Origin of the sequence: Mycobacterium sp. IS-3022, from assembly GCF_001500065.1 — a bacterium.
Classification (GTDB): Bacteria; Actinomycetota; Actinomycetes; order Mycobacteriales; family Mycobacteriaceae; genus Mycobacterium.
In genome coordinates this window covers 1-25,254 of sequence record NZ_LQIN01000006.1, presented here as the reverse complement: position 1 = coordinate 25,254, position 25,254 = coordinate 1, and the positions used below count along the sequence as shown (strand labels likewise).

The 25,254-nt window shown below is 68.2% G+C and carries 23 protein-coding genes; 11 read left to right on the top strand and 12 right to left on the bottom strand.

Features of this window, described 5'->3' with window-relative positions:
* The first annotated feature begins 21 nt into the window (after nucleotides 1-21).
* Nucleotides 22-1,443 (top strand): acyl-CoA carboxylase subunit beta, encoded by a 1,422-nt coding sequence (locus AU188_RS06635; protein ID WP_059098846.1) that lies wholly within the window; start codon nucleotides 22-24, stop codon nucleotides 1,441-1,443.
* On the opposite strand, the gene AU188_RS06630 is transcribed toward AU188_RS06635, so the two are convergent.
* A complete protein-coding gene (locus tag AU188_RS06630) occupies nucleotides 1,444-2,193 on the bottom strand; it encodes an SDR family oxidoreductase (protein WP_059162952.1) in 750 nt (249 codons plus the stop codon).
* 87 nt (nucleotides 2,194-2,280) lie between these two features.
* Here AU188_RS06630 and AU188_RS06625 point away from each other — a divergent pair, with 87 nt between their 5' ends.
* Nucleotides 2,281-3,162, top strand: coding sequence for a LysR family transcriptional regulator (locus tag AU188_RS06625; RefSeq protein ID WP_059162951.1), 882 nt, complete (start codon nucleotides 2,281-2,283; stop codon nucleotides 3,160-3,162).
* Nucleotides 3,163-3,198: 36 nt separating this feature from the next.
* On the opposite strand, the gene AU188_RS06620 is transcribed toward AU188_RS06625, so the two are convergent.
* Both AU188_RS06620 and AU188_RS06615 read right to left on the bottom strand, forming a co-directional pair.
* Nucleotides 3,199-4,740 carry a glycerol-3-phosphate dehydrogenase/oxidase gene (locus tag AU188_RS06620; protein ID WP_059162950.1) on the bottom strand — a complete coding sequence of 514 codons (1,542 nt, stop codon included), beginning with the start codon at nucleotides 4,738-4,740 and terminating at the stop codon, nucleotides 3,199-3,201.
* Complete coding sequence (locus AU188_RS06615; RefSeq protein WP_059162949.1) at nucleotides 4,737-5,315, bottom strand: TetR/AcrR family transcriptional regulator; 579 nt, start codon at nucleotides 5,313-5,315, stop codon at nucleotides 4,737-4,739. Before AU188_RS06615 ends, AU188_RS06620 begins: the two co-directional genes overlap by 4 nt.
* A 59-nt stretch (nucleotides 5,316-5,374) precedes the next feature.
* Between AU188_RS06615 and AU188_RS06610 the strand changes: the two genes are divergently transcribed.
* Nucleotides 5,375-6,955: an FAD-binding oxidoreductase gene (locus tag AU188_RS06610; RefSeq protein WP_059163042.1), complete on the top strand. Its 1,581-nt coding sequence runs from the start codon at nucleotides 5,375-5,377 to the stop codon at nucleotides 6,953-6,955.
* Complete coding sequence (locus tag AU188_RS06605; protein ID WP_059162948.1) at nucleotides 6,952-7,872, top strand: diacylglycerol kinase; 921 nt, start codon at nucleotides 6,952-6,954, stop codon at nucleotides 7,870-7,872. Before AU188_RS06610 ends, AU188_RS06605 begins: the two co-directional genes overlap by 4 nt.
* 79 nt (nucleotides 7,873-7,951) lie before the next feature.
* Here the strand turns inward: AU188_RS06605 and AU188_RS06600 are convergent, their stop codons facing one another.
* The 4 genes from AU188_RS06600 to AU188_RS06585 all read right to left on the bottom strand — a co-directional run bounded on the left by AU188_RS06600 (nucleotide 7,952) and on the right by AU188_RS06585 (nucleotide 11,431).
* A complete protein-coding gene (locus AU188_RS06600; protein ID WP_059162947.1) occupies nucleotides 7,952-8,464 on the bottom strand; it encodes a DUF3145 domain-containing protein in 513 nt (170 codons plus the stop codon).
* 107 nt (nucleotides 8,465-8,571) lie between these two features.
* Nucleotides 8,572-9,396: a serine hydrolase domain-containing protein gene (locus tag AU188_RS06595; protein WP_059162946.1), complete on the bottom strand. Its 825-nt coding sequence runs from the start codon at nucleotides 9,394-9,396 to the stop codon at nucleotides 8,572-8,574.
* A gap of 11 nt (nucleotides 9,397-9,407) precedes the next feature.
* Entirely contained in the window at nucleotides 9,408-10,355 is a 948-nt protein-coding gene (locus AU188_RS06590) for a homocysteine S-methyltransferase family protein (protein ID WP_059162945.1), read from the bottom strand.
* A complete protein-coding gene (locus tag AU188_RS06585; protein WP_059162944.1) occupies nucleotides 10,352-11,431 on the bottom strand; it encodes a class I SAM-dependent methyltransferase in 1,080 nt (359 codons plus the stop codon). Before AU188_RS06585 ends, AU188_RS06590 begins: the two co-directional genes overlap by 4 nt.
* Before the next feature lie 123 nt (nucleotides 11,432-11,554).
* On the opposite strand from AU188_RS06585, the gene AU188_RS06580 reads away from it, so the two are divergent.
* A complete protein-coding gene (locus AU188_RS06580; protein WP_059162943.1) occupies nucleotides 11,555-12,640 on the top strand; it encodes an S-(hydroxymethyl)mycothiol dehydrogenase in 1,086 nt (361 codons plus the stop codon).
* Nucleotides 12,637-13,266: an MBL fold metallo-hydrolase gene (locus AU188_RS06575; protein WP_059162942.1), complete on the top strand. Its 630-nt coding sequence runs from the start codon at nucleotides 12,637-12,639 to the stop codon at nucleotides 13,264-13,266. The genes AU188_RS06580 and AU188_RS06575 overlap by 4 nt, the downstream gene beginning before the upstream one ends.
* 46 nt (nucleotides 13,267-13,312) lie before the next feature.
* Here the strand turns inward: AU188_RS06575 and AU188_RS06570 are convergent, their stop codons facing one another.
* Complete coding sequence (locus AU188_RS06570; RefSeq protein ID WP_059162941.1) at nucleotides 13,313-14,056, bottom strand: SHOCT domain-containing protein; 744 nt, start codon at nucleotides 14,054-14,056, stop codon at nucleotides 13,313-13,315.
* Between the two features lie 137 nt (nucleotides 14,057-14,193).
* Between AU188_RS06570 and AU188_RS06565 the strand changes: the two genes are divergently transcribed.
* A complete protein-coding gene (locus AU188_RS06565; RefSeq protein ID WP_059162940.1) occupies nucleotides 14,194-15,279 on the top strand; it encodes a class I SAM-dependent methyltransferase in 1,086 nt (361 codons plus the stop codon).
* Nucleotides 15,280-15,314: 35 nt separating this feature from the next.
* Here the strand turns inward: AU188_RS06565 and AU188_RS06560 are convergent, their stop codons facing one another.
* The 4 genes from AU188_RS06560 to AU188_RS06545 all read right to left on the bottom strand — a co-directional run bounded on the left by AU188_RS06560 (nucleotide 15,315) and on the right by AU188_RS06545 (nucleotide 20,010).
* Nucleotides 15,315-17,111 carry an Hsp70 family protein gene (locus tag AU188_RS06560; RefSeq protein WP_059162939.1) on the bottom strand — a complete coding sequence of 599 codons (1,797 nt, stop codon included), beginning with the start codon at nucleotides 17,109-17,111 and terminating at the stop codon, nucleotides 15,315-15,317.
* Between the two features lie 63 nt (nucleotides 17,112-17,174).
* Nucleotides 17,175-18,260, bottom strand: a complete 1,086-nt coding sequence (locus tag AU188_RS06555; RefSeq protein ID WP_082686529.1) for an NAD(P)H-dependent amine dehydrogenase family protein — start codon at nucleotides 18,258-18,260, stop codon at nucleotides 17,175-17,177.
* A gap of 94 nt (nucleotides 18,261-18,354) precedes the next feature.
* The gene (locus AU188_RS06550) at nucleotides 18,355-19,428 is read right to left on the bottom strand and encodes a glycoside hydrolase family 183 protein (RefSeq protein WP_059163040.1); all 1,074 of its coding nucleotides are present in this window, start codon (nucleotides 19,426-19,428) and stop codon (nucleotides 18,355-18,357) included.
* A gap of 66 nt (nucleotides 19,429-19,494) precedes the next feature.
* Nucleotides 19,495-20,010: a hypothetical protein gene (locus AU188_RS06545; RefSeq protein ID WP_286137333.1), complete on the bottom strand. Its 516-nt coding sequence runs from the start codon at nucleotides 20,008-20,010 to the stop codon at nucleotides 19,495-19,497.
* Between the two features lie 168 nt (nucleotides 20,011-20,178).
* On the opposite strand from AU188_RS06545, the gene AU188_RS06540 reads away from it, so the two are divergent.
* The 4 genes from AU188_RS06540 to AU188_RS06525 are packed head-to-tail and all read left to right on the top strand — an operon-like array spanning nucleotide 20,179 to nucleotide 25,176.
* A complete protein-coding gene (locus AU188_RS06540; RefSeq protein WP_059163039.1) occupies nucleotides 20,179-21,720 on the top strand; it encodes an ABC transporter substrate-binding protein in 1,542 nt (513 codons plus the stop codon).
* Entirely contained in the window at nucleotides 21,717-22,685 is a 969-nt protein-coding gene (locus AU188_RS06535) for an ABC transporter permease (protein WP_059162937.1), read from the top strand. Before AU188_RS06540 ends, AU188_RS06535 begins: the two co-directional genes overlap by 4 nt.
* Complete coding sequence (locus AU188_RS06530; RefSeq protein ID WP_059162936.1) at nucleotides 22,682-23,563, top strand: ABC transporter permease; 882 nt, start codon at nucleotides 22,682-22,684, stop codon at nucleotides 23,561-23,563. The genes AU188_RS06535 and AU188_RS06530 overlap by 4 nt, the downstream gene beginning before the upstream one ends.
* On the top strand, nucleotides 23,560-25,176 hold the full coding sequence (locus AU188_RS06525) for a dipeptide ABC transporter ATP-binding protein (RefSeq protein WP_059162935.1): 1,617 nt from the start codon (nucleotides 23,560-23,562) through the stop codon (nucleotides 25,174-25,176). The genes AU188_RS06530 and AU188_RS06525 overlap by 4 nt, the downstream gene beginning before the upstream one ends.
* Nucleotides 25,177-25,254: the final 78 nt, after the last annotated feature.

Genomic DNA, 25,254 nt, shown 5'->3' with positions numbered 1-25,254 from the left:
CTGCGCTACAGGAGGTTTTAGATGACGACCATGGCCCCCGAGGCAGTCGGCGAATCGCTGGATCCCCGCGACCCGCTGCTGCGGCTGAGCACCTTCTTCGACGACGGCAGCGTCGAGCTGCTGCACGAGCGGGACCGCTCGGGCGTGCTCGCCGCGGCCGGAACCGTCAACGGCGTGCGCACAATCGCGTTCTGCACGGACGGCACCGTCATGGGTGGGGCCATGGGCGTCGAGGGCTGTGCCCACATCGTCAACGCCTACGACCAGGCCATCGAGGAGCAGAGCCCGATCGTCGGGATCTGGCATTCGGGTGGCGCGCGGCTCGCGGAGGGCGTAAAGGCGCTGCACGCGGTCGGTTTGGTGTTCGAGGCGATGATCCGGGCGTCCGGATACGTTCCGCAGATCTCGGTCGTCGTCGGCTTCGCCGCCGGCGGCGCGGCCTACGGTCCGGCGCTGACCGACGTGATCGTGATGGCGCCCGAAAGCCGGGTCTTCGTCACCGGTCCCGACGTGGTCCGCAGTGTGACCGGCGAGGACGTCGACATGGCGAGCTTGGGTGGGCCGGACACCCACCACAAGAAGTCCGGCGTATGCCACATCGTCGCCGACGACGAACTCGACGCCTACGAGCGCGGCCGTCGGTTGGTCGGATTGTTCTGCCAGCAGGGCCATTTCGACCGCGCCAAGGCCGAGGCCGGTGACACCGACCTGCACGCGCTGCTGCCGGAATCGGCGCGCCGCGCATACGACGTGCACCCGCTCGTCGAAGCCCTGTTGGACGAAGGTGTGCCGTTCGAGGAGTTTCAGGGCAAGTGGGCCCCGTCGATCGTCATCGGGCTGGGTCGGTTGTCCGGTCGCACCGTCGGCGTCATCGCGAACAACCCGCTGCGCCTCGGCGGCTGCTTGAACTCCGAAAGTGCGGAAAAGGCAGCGAGATTCGTTCGGCTGTGCGACGCGTTCGGCATTCCGATCGTCAACATCGTCGACGTCCCCGGGTACCTGCCCGGCGTGGATCAGGAGTGGGGCGGCGTCGTGCGGCGCGGGGCCAAGCTGCTGCACGCATTCGGCGAGTGCTCGGTCCCGCGCGTCACGCTGGTGACGCGGAAGATCTACGGCGGTGCCTACATTGCGATGAACTCGCGGTCCCTGGGCGCGACGAAGGTGTACGCCTGGCCCGACGCCGAGGTCGCGGTCATGGGCGCCAAGGCTGCGGTCGGCATCCTGCACAAGAAGAAGTTGGCCGCTGCTCCGGAGGACGAGCGCGAGGCGTTGCACGAGCAGTTGGCCGCCGAGCACGAGAAGATCGCCGGCGGAGTCGATTCCGCGATCGACATCGGCGTCGTCGACGAGAAGATCGATCCGGCGCACACCCGGTCGAAGCTGACGCAGGCGCTAGCCGAGGCGCCGGCGCGCCGCGGCCGCCACAAGAACATCCCGCTGTAGTCAGCGGGTGGTGTAGCCGCCGTTGGCGAAAATCGTCTGCCCGGTGATCCAGTGGCCCTCATCGGCGAGGAACACCACGAACGGCGCGATGTCCTCGATGTAGGTGAGCCGGCCACCCATGGCCTGCGACTTGTGGAACTCGACGCGCTCGGGCGTCTCCTGCCCGTAGAAGAAGGGCGTGTCCATCGGGCCGGGCCCGACGTTGTTGACGTTGATGCCGCGCGACATGAACTCCTTGGCGGCCGCCCGGGTGAAGTGTTCGACCGGGCTCTTGGCTCCGGCGTACGTCGAATAACCGTCGGTGAACGCCGCGAGCAGTGCGGTGACGATGGTGGTCACGGATCCACCGTCGGCGAGCTTGCGGCCTGCCTGTTGCAAGAAGAAGTACGCGGCCTTGGAGTTGATGTCGAACATCGAATCGTATTCGTCTTCAGTCGTTTCCACGATGGGCTTGCGCAATACTTTGCCGACGGTGTTGACCGCGATGTCCACGCTGCCGAAGGCGTCGATCGCCGCGTCGAACAGATTCTCGACGTTGCCCGGAACCGTCAGGTCACCCTGGACCTTGATGGCCTTGACGCCCGATCCTTCGACCTGGGCGACGGTCTTGTCGGCATCGGACTCGGTGGCGGGGCTGTTGTAGTGGACCGCCACATTGACGCCGCGTTCTCCCAGCGTGGTGCTGATCAGGCCGCCGAGATTCTTCGCTCCGGCGGCGACGATTGCTGACTTGCCTGCGAGGTTGCTCATAATGGCGACCGTAGCGAGAAAACCGACAAATCAGAAACGCATAAATCCGCACTATTGACAAACAACAGTTGTGGATAGGCTGTTCGCATGGCACGCGCCATTCCAGACCTTCGCCGTCTGCGACACTTCATCGCCGTCGCCGACGCCGGCGGGTTCACCCGCGCCGCCGAAGCGTTGCATCTCAGTCAGCAAGCGTTGAGCAGTTCGGTACAACAGCTGGAAAAGGAGCTGGACGCAAAGCTTTTCGAGCGGGTCGGGCGGCAGGTATCGCTCACACGCGCCGGTCGGTTGCTGCTCGCGGAGGGCCAGACGCTACTCGCCGCCGCGCACACCGTCGCCGACCACGTGCACCGCGCCGCGGCGGACACCGAGGCGGTCTTCGTTGTGGGCCACACTCCGGCGTTGAGCGGCGCCGAGGTCTACACGCTGATGGAGTCTGCGATCGCGGCGTTCGCCGAAACGTCGTTCACCTTCCGGCAGATGTTTCCCGATGTCCTGGTCGCCGAGGTGCTCGACGGCTCGGTACACCTCGGCCTGCGCCGCGGTGTCGTGCCGCCGAGCAACCTGGCAGGCGCGGTGATCGGCTACGACCGCGTCCGCGTGGCCGTTCCCGCCGACCATCGGCTCGCGACCCGCCGGAAAGTGGACATTCACGACCTCGTATCGGAACGGATTGCGCTCTGGGCCCCTCCGGGTGCCTCCTATTACAGCGATTTTCTGATGAGCGCGTGCCGACGAGCGGGTTTCGAACCGGGCTATGTCGTCAGTCGTGTGCAAGGAGCCGCCACCGTCGCGGCGCCGCTGACCACCGGGGCGGTCGGGTTCGTCACGGCACCCGCGGGGCCGGCGATGGGCGGTCGGGTGACGGTCGTCGACCTGGTACCCGTGCTGCACGTTCCGGTTCAAGCGCTCTGGCAACGGCATACGTCGTCGGCGGTGCGGGATGCGGTGGTGACTCCGGGCAAGTGAATCCGCTCGGCGACCACCGACCAGTGCCGGGCGTGGTCAAAGTTGAGATTTCGCCAGCATTTCCTGCGCGACGCCCACGACCCGTTCCCGGTCAGACTCCACCAGGCCGATGCGGGTGCGGCGGTCGACTATGTCGTCGACGGTCAACGCGCCCTCGTAGGTCACCGCGTACTCGAACTCCGCGCGGATCACGTCGATTCCCTCGGCGACGGGTTCGGTCGGCCGATCGCAACTCGCCGCCGCGATCACGTTCGGTGCCTCTGCACCGAAGCGTGAGAGCAACGAGCCCGGCATCTCCGGTGGATGACGAAGGGTGGCAACAGGATTCGACGGCGCGCCGACCAGCGGCAGATTGCGGGTGCGGCAGCGCGACGCTGTCAGGCCCCGCAAAGCGATGGACTGGTCGAGCACATCCTCGGCCATGTGCCGGTATTCGGTGAGCTTGCCGCCGATGACGCTGATGACGCCCGACGGTGATTCCACCACCGCGTGATCGCGCGACACGTCGGCCGTGCGGCCGCTACCGGTGTCGATGAGCGGTCGCAGGCCCGCGTAGGCGCCGATCACATCCGACGGCGTCAATGCCACGTCCAACGCGGTGTTCACGGTGTCCAGCAGGAACGAGATTTCGTCCGGCGAGGGTTGCGGCACATCGGGTATGGGCCCCGGCGCGTCCTCGTCGGTCAGCCCGAGGTAAACCCGACCCAACTGCTCGGGCATAGCGAACACGAAGCGGTTTATCTCGCCGGGGATCGGGATCGTCAGCGCCGCAACGGGGTTACCGAACGCTGCCGCATCGAACACCAGATGCGTTCCGCGGCTGGGCCGCAGCTTGATCGACGGGTCCACCTGCCCTGCCCACACCCCGGAGGCGTTGATCACCGCGCGCACGGTGACGTCGAAGGACTCGCCGGTGAGCTGGTCGGTCAGCGTCACCGAGGTACCGGTGGCCGACGACGCCGCGACGCGTGTCAGGACGCGGGCGCCGTGCTGCGCGGCGGTGCGCGCCACGGCGGTGACCAGGCGGGCGTCGTCGATCAACTGCCCGTCGTATGCGAGCAACGCACCGTCGAGGCCGTCGCGCCGCACCGTGGGCGCCAGTTCGACGGCGCGGCGCGCATCGATCCGCCGCGATCGGGGCAGCGCCGAAGCCGGTGTGCCCGCCAGTTTGCGCAGGCCGTCGCCGGCCGCGAAGCCGACGCGCACCAGCGCACGCGACGCCGCATTCATCGACGGAAGCAGCGGAACCAGCTGCGGCATGGCCTTGACGAGATGAGGGGCGTTGCGGGTCATGAGGATTCCGCGTTCGACGGCGCTGCGCCGAGCGATGCCGACATTGCCCGTCGCCAGGTATCGCAGCCCGCCGTGCACCAGCTTCGAGCTCCACCGGCTGGTGCCGAACGCCAGGTCGTGCTTTTCCACCAGCGCGACGCTCAGCCCGCGGGTGGCGGCGTCCAGCGCGATGCCGGCGCCGGTGATACCGCCGCCGATCACCAGGACATCGACGCGCTCCCCGTCGGCGAGTGCCGCCAGTTCGGCAGTGCGGCGCGCGGCGTTCAACGCCGTTGAGGCGCTCACGGTGCGAGGTATCCGTTCAGGGCGCGGGCCAATTCGACGTTGAGCGAATCGCGGTCCAACAGCTTTTCGACCATCTGCGCCGACTGGATGGTGGACTGCGTGATGAGCAGGCACATGGCGCCGATCTGGCGTGGGTCACCCGGCCGGACGCTGCCGTCGGCCTGGCCCGCCTTGATCGCGTCGGCCAGTGCGTCGATCAGAATCTGCTGGCTGGTACCGAGGCGTTCGGCGATGTAGACCATCGCCAGGCTCGGGGCGTTGCGGATGACCGACTGAACGATCTCGTCATTCTGCAGACGATCCGCGACGAGCACGACACGGTCGACCATCGCCTCGCGCCCGGCACCACGATCCGGGATGGCCTCCAGCACACCGGTGATCCGGGCCGTCAGGAGTTCGGCGGTCACCGAGCGGGTGTCGGGCCAACGCCGGTAGATGGTGGGCCGGCTGACCCGCGCACGCCGCGCGATCTCCGTCATGGTCGTCCGTTCGACGCCGTAGGCGAGGATGCACGCCGCCGCGGCGTCGAGGATCCGCTCCTCGATACTCTTTTCAGAGTTACGGATTGACGACATGTGTAATACTGTAACTCATGACGAGTCCGGATGCCCAACAGACCGCACTGCTGCCACCGATGAAGTGGAACGCGTGGGGCGACCCAGCGGAGGCCAAACCACTGTCCGACGGCATCCGCGCTCTGCTCGAACAAGCGCTCGGCGTGCAGGACTCCGCGATGCCCGAACTGCGGGCCGACGATGTCCGGGTGCGGCCGTCGTCGCTGTCCGACGCTGACCGCGATGCGCTGACGGGCATCGTCGGGTCGGACTACTGCCGGGTCGACGACCAGGGCCGGCTGCTGCGGGCGGGCGGCAAGTCCACGCTGGATCTGTTGCGCCGCAAAGACACCGGCGTACAGGAAGCACCCGACGCCGTGCTGCTACCGGGCAGCGAAGAAGAGGTCGCCGCAATCCTGCACTTCTGCAGTGACCACCGGATCGCCGTCGTCCCGTTCGGCGGCGGCACCAGCGTCGTCGGCGGCCTGGACCCCCTCCGCGGCGATTTCAGCGCGGTGGTCTCGCTGGATCTGCGCCGCCTGAACCAACTCCACTTCCTCGACGAGGTGTCCGGAGAAGCCGGACTCGGCGCGGGGATGACGGGACCCGACGCCGAACGCCTGCTGGGCGAACGCGGCTTCTCCCTCGGCCACTTTCCGCAGAGTTTCCAGTTCGCCACCATCGGCGGCTTCGCTGCGACCCGATCGTCGGGTCAGGACTCCGCGGGCTACGGGCGGTTCAACGACATGGTCCGTGGCCTGCGGGCGGTGACGCCGGTCGGCGTGCTGGACCTCGGGCGCGCCCCGGAGTCGGCGGCTGGACCCGATCTGCGGCAGCTGCTCATCGGTTCGGAGGGCGTGCTGGGCGTCATCACCCGCGTGCGGGTGCGGGTCCACCCGGTCCCTACTGCGACACGTTACGAGGCGTGGTCGTTTCCGGATTTCGCCACCGGCGCCGACGCGCTGCGCGCCGTCGTCCAGACCGGCACCGGTCCGACGGTGATCCGGCTGTCCGACGAGGCCGAGACCGGGGTGAACCTTGCGACCACCGAGAGCATCGGCGAGAAGCAGCTCACCGGAGGCTGTTTGGCGATCACGGTGTTCGAGGGCACCGAAGCGCACGTCGCCAGCAGGCATTCGGAGACGCGCGCGGTGTTGGAGGCCGCCGGCGGCACGTCGCTCGGCGAGGAACCCGCGCGGGCCTGGGAGCACGGCCGGTTCGGGGCGCCGTATCTGCGTGACGCGCTGCTGTCTGCGGGCGCGCTGTGTGAAACGCTGGAAACCGCGACGAACTGGTCGAACGTGCCGGCGCTGAAAGTGGCCGTCACCGAAGCGTTGACGAACGCGCTGGCCGAATCCGGCACACCCGCGCTGGTGCTGTGCCACATTTCGCATGTGTATCCCACCGGCGCGTCGCTGTACTTCACCGTCGTCGCGGGGCAGCGGGGTAATCCGATCGAGCAGTGGCGTAAGGCGAAGGCCGCCGCATCGGATGCGATGATGCGCACCGGGGCGACCATCACCCACCACCACGCGGTCGGCGCCGACCACCGGCCGTGGATGCGTGACGAAATCGGGGACCTCGGCGTCGAGATCCTGCGAGCCGTCAAGGACAAGCTCGACCCGGCTGGAATCCTCAACCCCGGCAAGCTGATTCCATGACGATTCAGGGTCGCGTCACGATGCTGACCAACCCCGCATCGGGGCACGGCAGCTCGCCGCACGCGGCCGAACGCGCTGTCGCACAGTTTCATCGGCGCGGCGTGGACGTCGTCGCGATCGCAGGCACCGACGCCGAGCATGCGCGGCGACTCGTCGAGGGTGCACTCGAACGCGGTATGGATGCGCTTGTCGTCGTCGGCGGTGACGGCATCGTCTCGCTTGCGCTGCAGGTGTTGGCGCAGACCGAGATTCCGCTCGGCATCATTCCGGCGGGCACTGGCAACGATCATGCGCGCGAGTTCAGAATCCCCACATGCGATCCCGAGGCCGCGGCCGACGTGGTGGTCGACGGGAGCGCCGCAACGATCGACCTGGGGCGCATCCGCGGCGCGGACGGCACCGACAAGTGGTTCGGCACGGTGATGGCCGCAGGCTTCGATTCGCTGGTCACCGACCGCACCAACCGGATGCGTTGGCCGCACGGCCGGATGCGATACAACCTCGCGATGGTGGCCGAGCTGTCGAAGTTGCGGCTGTTGCCTTTTCGGCTGACGTTCGACGGCGAGGAGGTGACGACGGAGTTGACGCTGGCCGCCTTCGGCAACACCCGCAGCTACGGCGGCGGCATGCGCATCTGCCCCAACGCCGACCCCACCGACGGTCAACTCGACGTGACGATGGTTGCCTCGGCTTCGCGCACCAGGCTGATCCGGCTGTTCCCCACCGTTTTCAAGGGCACGCACGTGGCTCTCGATGAGGTTCGCACAGCGCGGGCGAAGACGATCACGGTCGACTCGCCCGGCATCAACGCTTATGCCGACGGCGAGTACGTGTGCCCGCTACCGGTCGAGGTGACGGCCGTGCCCGCCGCGCTGAGCATCCTGACGCCCCGGCCTCCTGGCGCGAGCCGAATGTGACGCCGCGCCGAACGTGAAACCAGATCGAAAAATCCGCCGACTTTTCGATCTGAGCGCACGCTCGGCGGCTGAAGCAGACTTACCCGACTCCGCGGCTCAGCCAGCTCACCTCCGCGCCCGCACCGCCGTCCCGGTACGGCTCGAGCGCCTCATCCCACGCGGTGCCCAGCACCGAGTCCAGCTCGGCGGCCAGCGTGTCGGCGCCGGAAGCCATCAGCGCCCGCAGCCGCATCTCACCGACCACGACGTCTCCGTTGGCGCTCATCGACCCGCTCCACAACCCGAGCTGAGGCGTGTGACACCAGCGGTGGCCGTCGAGGCCGGGGCTGGGATCCTCGGTCACCTCGAACCGCAGCACCGACCACGAGCGCAGCGCACTGGCCAGCGCGGCGCCGGTACCCACCGGACCCACCCAGTTGGTGACCGCGCGCAGCTGTCCCGGCATGGCCGGCTGGGGAGTCCACTTGAGGTTTGCTCTCGCCTGAAGGGTCGACGACAGCGCCCACTCGACATGCGGGCACACCGCGGCGGGCGAGGCGTGGATGTAGACCACGCCCGTCGTCGCGTCGGCGAACTGGTTCGACGCACGCATAGCTGCTCCTTCGGCTCCACGAGGGACGTCTTCCCCAAGCGGCCTCGCGGATCCGAATTACAGCTGTGTCGTGCGTGTCTATTGTGCCCTGTGAGACGCCTGTTGCGCTAGTCTGTGCCGAATTCTCTCAGGACTTCGTCAGACAACTCCCGCCACGGCTCGTACGCCCAGTCCCCGAAATCCCGGTCGGTCAGCACGACCAGCGCCAGATCGGCCTGCGGATCGACCCACAAAAACGTCCCTGACTGGCCAAAATGCCCGAAAGTGCGGCCCGAGTTCCCGGTGCCCGTCCAGTGCCGTGACTTGCCGTCGCGGATCTCGAAGCCCAACCCCCAGTCGTTGGGCCGCTGCACGCCGAAGCCCGGTAACACACCGTCCAGGCCGCCGAACTGCACCGAGATCGCCTCGGCGTGCAGCTGCGCCGACACCGTGACCGGCCGCAGCAGGTCGCCGGCGAACGCCGCCAGATCGGCAACCGTCGACGTCGCGCCGTACCCCGCGGCGGCCGCTCCCCCGTCGAGTGCACTGTCGGCCATCGCGAGCGGTTCGAACACCGCTTCGGTCAGATACCGCCCGAATTCGATCCCGGTGGCCTTCTCGAGCGTCTCGGCGAGCACCCCGAACCCGTAGTTGGAGTAGACGCGGCGCGTGCCCGGCTCGGACATCGTCTTTTCCGAGTGCATGGAGTAACCGGACGCGTGCGCGAGCAGATGACGGACGGTGGCGCCCGGCGGCCCCGCCTCGGTGTCGAGGTCGACCGCACCCTCTTCGACACCGACCTGCACCGCGCGGGCGGCCAGCAGCTTGGTGACCGACGCCAACGCGAACCGGTGTCGTACCTCGCCGTGCTCGGCCAGCACGCCCGACGGGCCCACCACGGCGGCGGCGGCATTGGAAACGGGCCAGTCCGCTACGGCATCGAGCGCGCTCATCACAGCGGAGCTTAACCGGCGGGTCGTGCCACCCACGCCGCGGCGATCGCGGCCACGTGCCGCGCGTCGGTGCCGCAGCATCCACCCAGCACGGTGACGGCGGGCAACCGTTCCCGCAACGCGGCATGTCGGGCCGCGAGGTCGTCCGGGTCACCCTCGTCGAGTTCGGTGGCCTCATCGAGTTCGGCATGACTCTTTGCCGATGCGTTCGCGCGCAACCCAAGCAACCGCTGCCGCCACGCCCCGTCGTGATCGAGTGCATGCGCGAAATGCGTCGGGTGCGCGCAGTTGACCATGAAGTACGCTGCCGCGCGGCTGGTCTCGGCGTCGACCCGGCCGATCGCCTCGTGCAGCGATTCTCCCGTCGGCAGCCGTCCATCGGTCTCCACCGTGAACGACACCGCCGCGGGTATCCCCGCCGCCGTCGCGGCCCGCACGATGCCGATCGCCTCTTCGGCGTTGGTCATCGTGATCGCGGTGACCTGGTCGGCCGAGGTATCGGCGAACGTGCCGATCTGAACGGCGTGGTATCGCTCGGCCTCGTCGACAGTCATCGCCTCGCCCGGGTCGTAGCCGTCGCCGCGCGGGCCGACGCATCCACTCACCACCGCGGTGATGCCGTCGGCCACCGCGTGCGCGCGGACTTCCTCAGCCAGCGCCACCGCGGCGCGATTGACCGCATCGAGACGGTCCGCCGAGTAGCCCAGTTGGTCAGCCCAGTCGGGGTTCGCGCGCCACGTCGCGGTCTCCACCACGAAACCGGCCCGGTGCTCGCGCGCAATCGCGACATACCCCTCGTAGTACCGGCGCAGCCGCGCGCGCGACTGCGGCTTCTCGACCAACGGGAACGCCGCAAACGCCGGCAGGTCCAGTCCATCGTGGAAGACGAGCTCCGTTTCCAGCCCACCGTCGGTGATGAACAAGCGGCCGTCGAGCTGCGGAAGCCGCTGGCGCGTCACGATTTCCGCGCGATGTAGTAGTTGTTGATCGGATCCGACTCGATCTCGCGCATCTGGACGTCGTCGAACCCCGCGTCGGCGAGCATCGACGTGGCGAGTTGGTGACCCCAGCAGGTGCCCAGCCCGGCGCCGTCGAGGCCGAGTGACACGCTCATACAGTGCATCGTCGAGACGGTGTAGAGGTACGTGGAGAACGGCTCGCCGACGTTGTCCTCCAGCCGGCTCGACGCCTTGATGTCGACCATGAGCAGGGTGCCGCCGGGCCGTAGCGCGCGGTGGATGTTCGCCAGCACCGCAGCCGGAGCGGCCTGGTCGTGAATGGCGTCGAAAACCGTGATCAGGTCGTAGCTTTCGGGCATGTCGAGTTCGGCCACGTCGGCGGCGACGAAGGTGGCGTTGGTCAGGCCGAGCCGAGCCGCCTCCGCGCGCCCGACGCCCAGCCCCTCGTCGGAGAAGTCGACTCCGGTGAACCGGCTCGCCGGGAAGGCCTGCGCCATCACGTTGATGGCATGCCCACTGCCGCAGCCGATGTCGGCTACGTCGGCACCTTCACGCAACAACTGCGGAAGCCCGTCGGCCATCGGCAGGATGACGTCGACGAGCGCGGCGTCGAACACCTCACCGCTCTCCTCGGCCATCAGCGTGTGAAAACGCGGATACTCGCTGTAGGACAGCCCGCCGCCGGTTCGGAAGCAGCCGATGATCTTCTGTTCGACCTCGGCCAGCAACGGGATGAACTGCGCCACCCGCGCGAGGTTGTCCGGGCCGGCGGCCCGGGTGAGCACCGCGGCGCGGTGGCGCGGCAGCGTGTAGGTGTCCGTCGCGGCGTCGTAGTCGACGACCCGAGATGCGACGACTCCGCCGAGCCATTCGCGTACGTAGCGTTCGTTGAGCCCGGCGGCGTCGGCGATTTGGGCGCTGGTTGCCGGCGGTAGCCCGGCCAGCGTGTCCCACAACGAGGTCTGGTGTCCGATGGACAACAGGATGGCGAGGCTCGCGCTGTCGATCGCGTCGACCATCCGCCCGGCGAATTCTTCGGTGGAGTCGGCGATGGTGTTGTTGTCGAGTGTGGTCATAATCCGATCAACGGTAGGCGCGCCACGTCGGTTCAATGCACCGATTCGTCAGCACGGCGTCACGCCACGATCGGGACCTCGGCCCGATCCGGACATCCGGGAGTCACCCATTAGGTTGGACGCATGAGCCAGACGGTGCGCGGTGTGATCTCACGCAAGAAGGGCGAGCCAGTAGAGGTCGTGGACGTCGTGATTCCCGACCCCGGTCCGGGCGAGGTGGTGGTCGACGTCACCGCGTGCGGGGTGTGCCATACCGACCTGACGTATCGCGAGGGCGGGATCAACGACGAGTTCCCGTTCCTGCTCGGACACGAGGCGGCCGGGACCGTCGAATCGGTCGGCACCGGTGTGACCAACGTCGAACCCGGCGACTTCGTGATCCTGAACTGGCGCGCCGTGTGCGGCCAGTGCCGGGCCTGCAAGCGCGGCCGTCCGCATCTGTGCTTCGACACCCACAACGCCGCGCAGAAGATGACTCTCACCGACGGCACGGAGTTGACGCCTGCTCTGGGCATCGGCGCGTTCGCCGAGAAGACTCTGGTGCACGAGGGCCAGTGCACCAAGGTCGACCCCGAGGCCGACCCCGCGGTGGCCGGACTGCTGGGCTGCGGCGTGATGGCCGGTCTGGGTGCGGCGGTCAACACCGGCGCGGTGGGCCGCGACGACACCGTCGCGGTCATCGGCTGCGGCGGCGTCGGCGATGCGGCGATCGCCGGTGCGCGACTGGTCGGCGCCAAGCGCATCATCGCCGTCGACACCGACAACAAGAAGCTCGACTGGGCCCGCGATTTCGGCGCCACCCACACCGTGAACGCGCGTGAACTGGACCCGGTGCAGACAATTCAGGACCTCACCGACGGCTTCGGCGCCGACGTGGTGATCGACGCGGTCGGCCGACCGGAGACCTGGAAGCAGGCGTTCTACGCCCGCGACCTGGCGGGAACCGTTGTGCTGGTGGGTGTTCCGACGCCGGACATGACGCTGGAGCTGCCGCTGATCGACTTTTTCTCCCGTGGAGGCTCACTCAAGTCGTCGTGGTACGGCGATTGTCTACCCGAACGGGACTTCCCCACCTTGATCAGCCTCTACCTGCAGGGGCGGCTGCCGCTGGAGCGGTTCGTCACCGAACGCATCGGCATCGACGACGTCGAGGAGGCTTTCCACAAGATGCACGGCGGCTCCGTGCTGCGTTCGGTGGTGATCCTGTGAACGGCGGGCCGATCGGGCGGGTGGTCACCCACGGCACCTTCGAACTCGACGGCGGTAGTTGGGAAGTCGACAACAACATCTGGGTCGTCGGCGACGACTCCGAGGTGGTGGTGTTCGACGCGGCACACGACGCGGGCCCGATCGTCAACGCCGTCGGCGGCAGACACGTCGTGGCGGTCGTCTGCACGCACGGGCACAACGATCACGTGACCGTCGCGCCCGAACTCGGCCAGGCGCTTGACGCCCCGGTGCTGTTGCATCCGGCTGACGATGTGCTGTGGCGAATGACGCATCCCGACAGCGACTTTCGCACCGCGGCCGACGGTGACACCCTGCGGGTGGCCGGCACCGAGTTGCGCGCTCTGCACACCCCTGGCCACTCGCCCGGGTCGGTGTGCTGGCATGCGCCCGAGTTGAATGCGGTGTTCTCCGGTGACACCTTGTTTCAGGGCGGGCCTGGTGCGACGGGGCGTTCCTTCTCGGACTTCCCGACCATCCTCGAGTCGATCTCGGGCCGGCTCGGCAAGTTGCCCGGCGATACCGTCGTCTACACCGGCCACGGCGATTCCACCACCATCGGCGACGAGATCGTGCACTACGACGAGTGGGTGGCCCGCGGCAGCTGAGCTGCCTATCGGCTCGGGCCAGTGGTCCCCTCGCTGGCCGGGGGCCCTAGTCCTCGAGGATGCGGCGCTTCTCGGCCTGGAACTCCGCCTCGGTGAGCGCACCCGAATCCCTAAGTGCGGCCAGCTGCTTCAACTGCTCGAGCCGCACCCCTTGGTCGTTCGGCTGATAGCCGGAGGTCGGTGTCGACACCGCATGCAGCGTCGGCGGTCCGTCGGCGCTGAGCATCTCGTGCGGCGCAAGCGGTCGCGCCGCCTTGCCGGCGCGCGCCGACCAGACCATGGCGGCGATGAGTTCGAGCACCCCGAGCGCGATCAGGCCGCCGAACACCCAGAGCAGCCAGCTGTAGGCACTGCCGTGGCCGAAAGCCAGCCGAGGGTTGATGTACCCGGCCACATCGCCGTCCGTCGCGACGCGGTAGGTGCCCGCTTCGGCCACCTCGATCAGCCACACCCGCACGTGCGTGTCACTGTTGACTGTTGTTGTCCCGCCGATGTTTTCGGTCACCACCGGGTCGGCGACGCCATCGGGCGACTCGATGTCGATGCTGATCTCGGGGATGGGGAAGCCGCTCGTCGGCTGACCGGTGATCATGGTGTGGAAGCTGACGGTCACCTCGCCGGCCGGCAACTCGATGCTGCCCGTTCCCGGGATCGGCACCTCACCGTATGCGTCGAACTCGTCGAGCACGAACGCGTTGAGTACCAGCGTGACGATGAACCCGACGACGGACACCAGCAGGGTCAGCACGGAGACGACGACAGCGATGCGCGGGGCGACCCTTCCGCTCATGGCCCGAGTGTGACACGGCCGGGCCGCGTGCGGTGGCCTTGATGGGATCAGTCGACACCTTCGGCGGCGTCAATTCCGAACGGGGACTACCGTCGTAAGCGACCGAATCAGTTGTCCGCCACGTCCGGGAGGTCGCGTTGCCCGAGTCCAGCATCGTCGTGCGGCCCGAGCCGATGGAGAGCGGGTCCTACACCGCCGGCTCGCGGCTGCAGGCCGCCGGACTGCAGGCCGCGATCAAGCTCTTCGAGGAAGCCGCCGCCGCGGTGCCGGTCCCGCGCCTTCCGCAGCCGTTCGTCATCGCCGACTACGGCGCCTCCACCGGTCACAACTCGCTGCTGCCGATCTGCGCGGCAATAGCGGTGCTGCGCAAGCGGACCCGCACCGACCACTCCACGCTCGTCGTGCACACCGACGTCCCGGAGAATGACTTCACCGCATTGTTCCGGACGCTCGCCGAGGATCCGGATACCTATCTGAGCAAGGACGCGGCGACCTTCGCCTCGGCGATCGGTCGGTCGTTCTACTCGCAGATCATGCCGTCCAGCAGCGTCAATCTGGGTTGGAGTTCGTGGGCGGTGCATTGGCTCAGCCGTGTCCCGGCGCCGATCCCCGATCATGTCCACGTCGCGTACAGCCGCGACGAGAGCGTGCGCGCCGCCTATGCCAGGCAGGCCGCCCAGGACTGGCAGGAGTTCATCGCGTTTCGCGGCCGCGAGTTGCGTCGCGGCGGTCGTCTGGTGGTGATGACGACGGCGGTCGACGACGACGGCGAGTCCGGATACCGCCCGGTGCTCGGCGCATTGGTCGACACGATCGACGAGCTCGCCGCCGATCGGCTGTTGAGCACCGACGAGGTGTACCGGATGGGCATCCCGATCGTCGGCCGCAGTGAGTCGGACTTCCTGGCGCCGTTCGCGCCGAAAGGCCGCTTCGAACAACTCGAGATCGAGCACCTCGAGGTCTTCGACGCCGGGGACCGCTTCTGGCAGCAGTACCAAGTCGACGGCAACGCAGACGCTTTCGGAGCGCAGTGGGCGTCCTTTTGCCGGGCCGCGGTGTTCCCGACGCTGGTGAGTGCACTCGACGGTGGCACCGAGCCGAGGTCGGCGGAGATCTTCGACCGTCTCGAGGCGGGCGTTGCGGCCCGGCTCGCCGCGGCGCCCGAGAAGACCCAGATTCCGATGGCGCACCTGGTGTTGACGAAACGACCCAGGGCCCACTGACCGCGGCTCGTCGGGTAGCCCATTGGCCGGTGGAGCTACGGCGCGGGTTGCCCGGGCAGTTGCGGGGCCGGCACCCAGGGCAGTCCCGGGATGGTCGGATACGGCGCGGTTGGGGTCCACGCCGGCGGCTGCGTCGTCGGTGGCGGCTGCGTCGTCGGCGGTGGCGGCTGCGTGGTCGGTGGCGGCGCGGACGTAGGTGGTGGGGGCGCGGACGTGGTCGGTGGCGGCGCGGACGTCGGCGGCGGCTCGGGTGACGGCGGCGCCTCGGTGATGGTCCGCGTCTGCGGCGGAGGCGGCTGGTAGACGGTCTGCGGCGGCGCCTGCGTCGCAGGTCCCGGTTCGGCAGAACCAGGCGGCGGCGTCGCGGGTCGCGGCGTGGCCGTGACGGGAGGCGCTGTGGTCGATGCCGGCATGGGAGCGGTCTCGTCGCCTTTCATCACCCAGAACACCGCGGCCGCCAGCGCAGCCAGCACCACGAGGACGCCCGCAGCGAGCGGAACGGCCGGGTTTCGGTACCACGGCGTTCGTCGAGGCGGCAGGTCGTCCCAGGACTCGTCGCCGAACTGCAGCTGTGGTCGCACGCCGCCGGCGCCCGCGGGCTCCGACGCATAGTCGTACGGGTCGGTGGCCGCCACCTCGGGCACGTCGTCGGCGTCCGACCACGCCAACGCGCCGAAGGTGCTCGACTGCGGCGACATCTCGTCGGCCGCCGCATCGGCCTCGGGCGCCATGGCGGTCGCCGCGCCGGCCGCAGCGGCCGCCCCGGGCGCCGCGGCCATCGCGGTCATGCCCTCTTCGACGGTGCCCCGGACGGCCGCCAGCCCGCCGCCCACCGCCGCGGTCAACTCGGGCTGGGCCGTCGTGATGACCGGCACCCGGAATCGCTCCGACAGCGTCGTGGTCACGACCGGGATCCGCGCCCCGCCGCCTACCGATGCGACCGCCGCAAGTTCCCGAACATCGTTGCGCTCCAACGTGTCCTGAAGCACGTCGGCGAACGCGGTGACCGGTACGCGCAGCAGCTCGTCGAGTTCGGTGCGGGTCAGTCGCACGTCGCTTCGGTGCCCGGGCAGGTCGGCCACCAGCGTGGTGAACGCCGCGGTGGACAGCCGCTCCTTGGCGCCGCGGCACTGCGCGCGCAACCGCGACAGCGATCCGATCGCCGAGGTGCCGGACAGGTCGATGGTGCCGGCCCTGGCCAGGTCTTCGAGGACGTGGGTCAGCAGTGCCTGGTCCACCAGGTCACCGGACAGTTCGGGATGACGCACGGTGTCGGCGACGGGCGAGTACCCGTTGCCGGCGTCGACCAGGGTGATGCTGGTGCCGGTGCCGCCGAAATCGCAGAGCGCGATGACGCCGCGCGCGGGCAGGCCAGGCTCGTTCTGCAGCGCGGTCAGCGCCGCGACACTGTCGGAGACGACGGGCGCAGGCTGCGGACGGTGGAACTCGGGGATCGCGGCCAGCGCGCCCCGCAGCGCGTCGACCGAGGCGCGCCGCCAATGTGCCGGATGCGTCACCGCCACCGGGCCGACCGGCCGGCGCCCACCCCCGAGCGCGTACAGCATCGCCCGCAGCGCGTCCGCGAGCACGGCATCGGCGCGGTGACTCGACCCGTCGGCGGCGACGATGCCGACCGGATCGCCGACGCGGTCCACGAAATCGGTCAGGATGAGGCCACGCTCGTTGAGGTTGCGGTTCTCCTCAGGCACGCCGACCTCCGGGGGCCGGTGTGCGAAACGCGTCAACACCGGCGACCGCGTCAGCGCGGACCGGCCCAGCACGACGGCCGCCAGGTTGGTGGCGCCAACCGACAGCCCGACCCCGTCAGCCATCACTCCTCGTCTCGATGAAAAACCCCATTGGGTTCCATCTCAGCAGATCGGGTTGGCGTTACTTCACCGGATGGTGCCTGCACCGGGAATCAACGGTAGGTCGAGCGCCGTCACCCAGCCCGGCGACAGTTCGTTGACCGCGGGCACCGCGTTGAGCGCGCGCAGGCCTGTCGCCAGGCAACCGGCCGCGGCCGCATCGCGCCCGGAGCCGTCGGTGAACCGGAACGCGGTCTCCTGGAAGATGCTGGGAGTGCCCTCGATGTCGACGCGGTACACGTCGTTCTCGTTGCCCGAGGGCCAGTCGGGCGCCGCGTCGCTGCCGATCCGGTTCACATGCTCGAGTTGGATCCGGGTCTCGCCCCGGTACACGCCATTGATCGTGAACCGCACGGCGGCGACGTTGCCGGGCGCGATGGTTCCCTTGGCGGTTTTGCGTTCGGTCGGCGTCACCCACTTGTCCCATGTCGTGGTGATCTCGTCGAGCATGATGCCCGCTGCGTGCGCAATCATCGGAACCGTTGCGCCCCAGGCGAACACGAGGATATCGGGATTCTCCAGCAGCGGCCGGTACTCGGGCGGCTTGCCGATGCCCATCTCGCGGTCGTAGTCGCCGGAGTAGTTGGTGTAGTCGAGCAACTCCGAGGCGCGCACCTTGTGCACCTGCGAGCACAGGCCCATCAGTGTCATCGGGAACAGGTCGTTGGCGAACCCGGGGTCGATGCCGGTGGTGAAGCACGACGACTCGCCGAGCTCGCACGCCGCGGTGACGGGCTCGATCCAATTCGGCGGGTTCAGGTGCATGGTCGGCCAGATCCACGGCGTCATCGCGGTCGAGCAGACATCGATTCCGGCCCGCAGGAAACGGGTGATCAGCGCGATGTTGTCCTCGGCGTGGTTGGCCGTCGGACCGTAATGCACCAACGCATCGGGTTTCAAGGCGATCAACGCGTCGACGTCGTCGGTCGCGGTGATCCCGAGCGGAGCCCCCAGACCGCAGATCTCGCCGACGTCGCGGCCCACTTTCTCCGGGTCGCTCACCCCGACACCGGCCAATTCGAACAACGGGTGCGCGACGATTTCGGGGATCACCATCTTGCCCACGAAACCGGTGCCCCAGACCACTACGCGTTTGGCGCCAGCTTCCTTCACCACAGCTCGACGGTCCCCTTCCACTCGGCCACGGCCTACACCCTAGGTGCGCGCGTGGCGTTTCAGTCGCGAACAGACGCAAATGGCCTCGAAATCAAAGGTTTTCGGGGCCATCTGCGTCTGCTCGCGCTCGACCGGAGGTGTCCCGGAGCCCGGCTTTGAATTGCATTGCGCGATAGGGCCAGCCGGTCGCGGTGTTCCACTGTGACACCACCAGGCCGACGCCGCCGTCGATGTCGAAGCGCGACCCTGGCAGCAGGTAGCCGCCGTAGAGCTGGGCGACACGGCTGCCGAAATGGTCCTCTTCGTCCCACGCCGATCCGACGACCGGCATCTGGATCGGCGTGGTGTGCATGTTCGCCACGGGCGAGGCCACCACCCGGTAGCCGAGTGCATATTTCGACGCGAGAAAGCCACCCAGCACCCACTTGTCCGGCCCGATCCGACGAAACGCCAGCTCGCCCCACCTCTCACCGGCGGGCGTGACGGGTGTCGCGGAAGTTCCCCACGTCCACCGGCCACGCCTGAAGCCCCAACCCTGATAGCGGGTCCGGTCCCCGATGTGTTCGGGACGCATCCGCATCAAGACGATGCCCTTGTCGCGCTGAAAGCCGGTGGCCGCCACGTAAACCCAGCCGTCGTCAGGATCGAAATCCCATGCCCAGCACTGTGCGTGCCCGCCGTGCAGGTCGGCGGGGAACTTGGCCTTCTCGCCCAAGTGCGTCCAGGTGACACCGCTGTCGGGCGAGCGCCAGATCTCCGTCCGGACGACCGTGCCGAAGCCGCGGTTGACGATCACGTGCAGGTACATCGAATCGCCGACGGTCAGTAAGTCCGACGGGATCACGGTGCTGATGCCGCTGCGCCGCCAACCGGTGGCCGCATCGTCGTGCACGTAGTGCCACAGCTGCCTCGCGTAGTCGGGATCGCTGCCGCCTGCGCGCTCGTAGACGATCTCATGGTCGGCGTCGCCGGTGCCGATCAACACGACCGGCGAGCGCCAATCACCCTCCCCTACCTTTCGACCCGAGAACGTGTCGCCGAAGACCGACACCAGCTTGCCGTTCGGCGCGATCGCCGAGGCGCCGAGATCGGTGCAGGTGACGCCCCATCGGTCGGTGATCCCCGGACCGGTGAGGTCGACGGCCTTGCCGTTGAGAAGCGGCAGTCGGGACCGTCGAGTGGGGCGGAGGCCATGGCCGGCTGCCCGGCCGATCGACGGGTTGTCGGGCACCTAGAAGCAGCGTCGCAGGCCGCCGGGCTCACAGATCAGCGGATACGGCGTGACGGGGGTGCCCAGCGGCTCCTTGAACGACAGGGTCAGCGGCATCTCGACCATTGCGGGCTGCTCACCGCATACCGCGCCGTGGATGACCTTGAGGGTGCCGGCGAGCGTGCTCCCGTTGAAGGAGTAGATCATCGTCTGGGGCGCCTTACTGCCGTCCGCGCATTTACGGAACGAGTCATTGGGGTTCGCCTCGAATGTCCACTGGCCGCCGACCTGGACGGCTTCGGCGCCGCCGCGGCCTGCCGGGAAGACCTTCAGCCGACACCCGACGGGAAGGATCAGGGGCTCGCGCAGGTCGCCGACGGTCGGGACGCAGATCGGGTAGATCTCCCAGGTGGTTTCGGCCTGCCCGGCGATGCGGACGTTGTAGACCCCCTCGGGAGTGTCCGGCGACTTGACGTCCCCCTGACCGTGCGCAATACCCTGCGCGCCGAACAGCACGCCGACAACGAGCGCGGCCACGCCCAGAGTCCGTGTGATCGTGTTCCTCAACGTGGTCCCTTTCCCGGCGTCAGCGGTGTACTGAGTATTTCAGTGTGCACATCGGCCCGTCACGGCTTTCCCCGGTCCCGGGTTTCGCCGACCAGCGCCGACGGGTAAAGACGCGGCACGAGGGTCGGGATGGTGGCAATGAAACGACTGGTGGCGGTGGCCCCAGCAGTGGTCTTAGCAGTGGTTTGCGCCATCGTCATCGCCGTGTCGGGGTGTTCCACCGGGCAACGGGTCGACCTCGGCGACTCGTCGAACCACCTCATCGCCGCCATCGCCGGCGAGCCCGACCAACTGGACCCGCACAAGACCAGTGCGTACTTCTCCTTCGAGGTGCTCGAGAACGTCTTCGACACCCTCGTCGAACCGGACGCCGACCTCGAGATGCGGCCCGCGCTGGCCGAGTCGTGGGACGTCAGCCCCGACCAGCTGTCGTGGACGTTTCACCTCCGCCCCGGGGTGACATTCCACGACGGCAGCCCGTTGAGCGCCGACGACGTCGTGTTCTCCTATCGACGCATCATCGACGAACAGCTGGCCAACGTCGACAAGTTCAGCGCCGTCACCGACGTGCAGGCCGTCGATCCGCTGACCGTCGTGATCCGCGTCGAACACCCCACGCCGAACCTGTTGACCAACATCGGCGGCTTCAAGGGCATGGCGATCGTGCAGCGCCGCAACGTCGAGAGCGGTCAGATCGCCACCCACCCGATCGGCACGGGGCCGTTCGCGTTCCAGTCCCAGAAGAGCGGTGACTCCATCACGCTCAAGGCCAACCCGTCGTACTGGGGTGGCCCACCGAAGGTGCCGGGGGTGACGTTCCGCTTCATCTCCGAACCGTCGACCGCGCTGTCGGCGTTGCAGGCCGGTGAGATCGACTGGACCGACTCCATCCCGACCCAACGGGTGACGCAGCTGCGCGACGACGACACGCTGCACCTGGCGGTGACCCCGAGCAACGACTACTGGTATCTCGCGCTCAACCAGGCCCACAAGCCGTGGGACGACGTGCGGGCGCGCCGGGCCGTCGCCTACGGCATCGACCGCGACGCGATCGTCGCGGCGACCAGCTACGGCACCGCGGTCGCGAACCAACTCGCGATTCCCGAGGGCAACCCCTGGTACACCGAGTACACGCGTTACCGCTACGACCCCGACACCGCCAACCGGCTGCTCGACGAGGCGGGTGTCGGCGACGTCGACCTCGACATGCTGGTCACCAGCGAGTACCCCGAGACCATCACCGCGGCCCAGGTGATCGCCGACAACCTTGCGCCGCTTGGTATCACGGTCAAGATCCGCACGGTCGACTTCGCCACCTGGCTCGACGAGCAGAACTCCGGCCACTTCGACATGCTGATGATGGGCTGGCTCGGCAACATCGACCCGGACGACTTCTACTACGCCCAGCACCACACCAACGGCACCAGCAACGCCCAGAAGTTCTCCAACGCCGAGGTGGACCGCCTGCTCGACGCCGGCCGGGTGGAAACGAATCGCGAAGCACGCGAAGACATCTACCGCCGAGCCGCCACGATCATCGCCGATCAGGTGAGCTACATCTACCTCTACAACCCGTCGGTGATTCAGGCCTGGGTGACGAACCTGTCCGGATACGAGGCCCGCCGCGACGGCGCTGTCCGGTTCCGCACGGCAAGCCTCGCCCAGGCCGAAACGCCATGACTGCCTTGCTTTCTCATCCGATCACACGGTTCCTGGCGCGCCGGTTGGCGTACTCGGCGGTGGTGCTGCTCGGGGTGCTCGTCGTGAGTTTCGCGTTGGTGCACCTCGTGCCGGGCGACCCGGTGCGCATCGCGCTAGGCACGCGCTACACACCGCAGGCCTACGAGGCGCTGCGGTCGGCGAGCGGCTTGGACCGACCGATCATCGGCCAGTTCTTCGGCTACCTCGGTTCCGCGTTGACCGGCGATCTCGGCGTCAGCTTCCGCAACGGCGATCCGGTGACGGAGATCCTGCTCGAACGCCTGCCCGCGACGGTGTCGCTGGCCGCGGTGGGCATCGTGATCGCGCTGCTGATCGCCGTTCCCGCTGGCATCTGGTCGGCGCTGCACGAGGGCAGGCTCAGCGACGCGATCGTGCGGATCGGCAGCCAGTTCGGCGTCTCGATCCCGGATTTCTGGATGGGCATTCTGCTGATCGCCTTGTTCTCGTCAACACTGCACTGGCTGCCCACCTCCGGCTACCGGCCGCTGGTCGAGGACCCGACCGGGTGGTTGCGCCACTTGGTCTTGCCCGCGGTGACCATCGGCCTGGTCGCGGGGGCCATCATGACGCGGTATGTGCGCTCGGCGGTGCTGGAGGTCGCGGCGATGGGCTACGTGCGCACCGCGCGGTCGAAAGGACTTGCGCCGCGGGTGGTCACGCTGCGCCACACCGTGCGCAACGCGTTGATCCCCGTACTGACCATCACCGGTATCCAACTCGCCACCATCCTTTCCGGTGTGATCGTCGTCGAAGTGGTGTTCGCCTGGCCCGGACTGGGTCGACTCGTCTACAACGCGGTCGCGGCGCGCGACTATCCCGTCATCCAGGGCACGGTGCTGCTCATCGCGGCGCTGTTCCTGCTCGTCAACCTCATCGTGGATGTGCTCTACGCCGTCGTCGACCCGAGGATCCGGCTCTCATGACCCCTCCCGCCGAGCAGGGCAGCAGGATGTCGTCGCTGCGACTCCTGCTGGGCAACCCGGTCACCGTGGTCAGTGCCGGTCTGTTGATAGTGATCGCGTTCGTCGCGGTCACCGCGAATTGGATTGCGCCGTATGGGATCAACGACGTCGACGTGCCGAATGCGCTGCAGGCACCCAGTGGCACGCACTGGTTCGGCACCGACGAACTGGGCCGCGACGTGTTCTCCCGGGTGCTGGTGGCGACGCAGTCGTCGATGCGCGTCGCCGTGGTGAGCGTGGCGTTCGCCGTGGTGGTGGGCGTGGCGATCGGCGTGGTCTCGGGCTATCGCGGCGGTTGGCTGGACACGGTGTTCATGCGCGTTGTCGAGGTGATGTTCGCGTTCCCGGTGCTGTTGCTCGCGTTGGCGGTGGTGGCGATCCTGGGGCCCGGGGTGACGACGACGATCCTGGCGATCGGCATCGTCTACACGCCGATCTTCGCGCGCGTCGCGCGGGCCAGCACGATGAGCGTGCGTGTCGAACCGTTCGTCTCGGTGTCGCGCAGCATGGGCACCGGCCACCTGTACATCCTCGGCCGCCACATTCTGCCGAACATCGCCGGACCACTGGTGGTGCAGACCTCGCTGTCGCTGGCGTTCGCAATCCTTTCGGAGGCGGCGCTGTCGTTCCTCGGGTTGGGCATCCAACCGCCGCAGCCGTCGCTGGGCCGAATGATCTTCGACTCCCAGGGTTTCGTGACCATGGCGTGGTGGATGGCGGTGTTCCCCGGCGCCGCGATATTCGTCGCCGTACTGGCCTTCAACCTGCTCGGCGACGGCCTGCGCGACGTCCTCGACCCGAAACAGCGCACCATGATCGAGGCCCGGAGGAAGCAGTGAGCGAACCGGTGTTGAACGTGCGCGATCTGCGGGTCGGTGTCGGCAGGCGCCCGATCGTGCACGGAGTCTCGTTCGACGTGCACCGGGGACAGACACTCGGCATCGTCGGCGAATCGGGCTCAGGCAAGTCGATGACCGTGCTAGCCGCGACAGGGCTGCTCGACGCCCCCGGCTCGACCGTTTCCGGAACAAGCACGCTCACTACGGATTCCGGCCGGACGCAGCTCGTCGGCGCACCGAGCCGGATTCTGCGCAGCGTACACGGCGGCCAGATCGGCTTCGTGTTCCAGGATCCGGGCACGTCGCTGAACCCGCTGTTGACGCTCGAGCGGCAGATCACCGAATCGCTCGAGACGCACCGCCGGATGAACCGGCAGCAGGCACGGGGCCGGGCCCTGGAGTTGTTGGAGGCGGTCGGCCTGCCCGATCCGCCGTCGCGGCTGCGCGCCTATCCGCATCAGCTCTCGGGCGGGCAGAAGCAGCGCGTGATGATCGCGATCGCGATGGCGTGCGATCCGGTACTGCTGATCGCCGACGAACCGACGACCGCGCTCGACGTCACCACCCAGGCCCAGATCGTCGAGGTGGTGGCCGACCTGCAACGCGACTTCGGCACGGCGGTGGTGTGGATCAGCCACGACCTCGGCGTGATCGGTCAGGTGGCCGACGACGTCACGGTGCTGCGCGGCGGCGAAGCCGTCGAGCAGGCGCCGATCGCCGACGTCTTCGAGCGTCCTGCGCACGAGTACACCCGTGAACTGCTCGCCGCCCGGCCGCTGATCGGGCGGCCCGGCCCGCCGGCGGTGGCCGATGCGCCGGTGCTGCTGGACGTCAACGGCCTCGACGTGCGGTTCGCGGTCCGCACGCCGGTCGGCACGTCGACCGTGCACGCCGTCAAGGAGTTGTCGTTTCAGATCCGGCGAGGCACCACGCTTGGTCTGGTCGGCGAGTCGGGATCGGGCAAGTCGACCGTGGCGGCAGCGCTCACCGGGTTGCTGGGGCCCGATGCCGGCACCGCGACGCTCGACGGGGCCGACGTCTTCGGCGTCCGCGGCTCTGCCGAGAAGGCGCTGCGCCGGCGGATCGGCCTGGTGTTCCAGGATCCGTTCTCGTCGGTGAACCCGCGTGCCCGCGTCGGCGCCGCGATCGGCGAACCGCTGATTGTGCACCGCCTCGCGAAAGGCCGGCGTGCCCGCGCGGCCAGGGTGGCCGAACTGCTCGAACTGGTCGGCCTGCCAGCGTCATTCGCCTCGCGTTACCCCCACGAACTGTCGGGGGGTGAGCGCCAACGGGTGAGCATCGCCCGTGCGCTGGCGGGTGAGCCGGAGCTGCTGATCCTCGACGAAGCCACTGCGGCGCTGGATGTCTCGGTGCAGGCGCGGGTACTCGACCTGCTGGCCGGGCTGCAGCGCGACCTCGACTTGACGTACTTGTTCATCGCGCACGACCTCGCGATCGTGCAGCAGGTCAGCCACGACGTGCTGGTGATGCGCGACGGCGCCGCGGTCGAGTACCGTCCCGCCGCGGAACTGTTCGCGTCGCCGCAGGACGACTACACCCGCAAGTTGTTGGCGGCGGTACCGCCGGAGCGCCCGCGAGTCTCGTGCGACTAGCTGTACTCGGCAGGGACGTTGTTGACGGTTTGGCTGTGAGAAGGGAGGACCTCCGGGCTTAGTGGAGATGTCTACGTC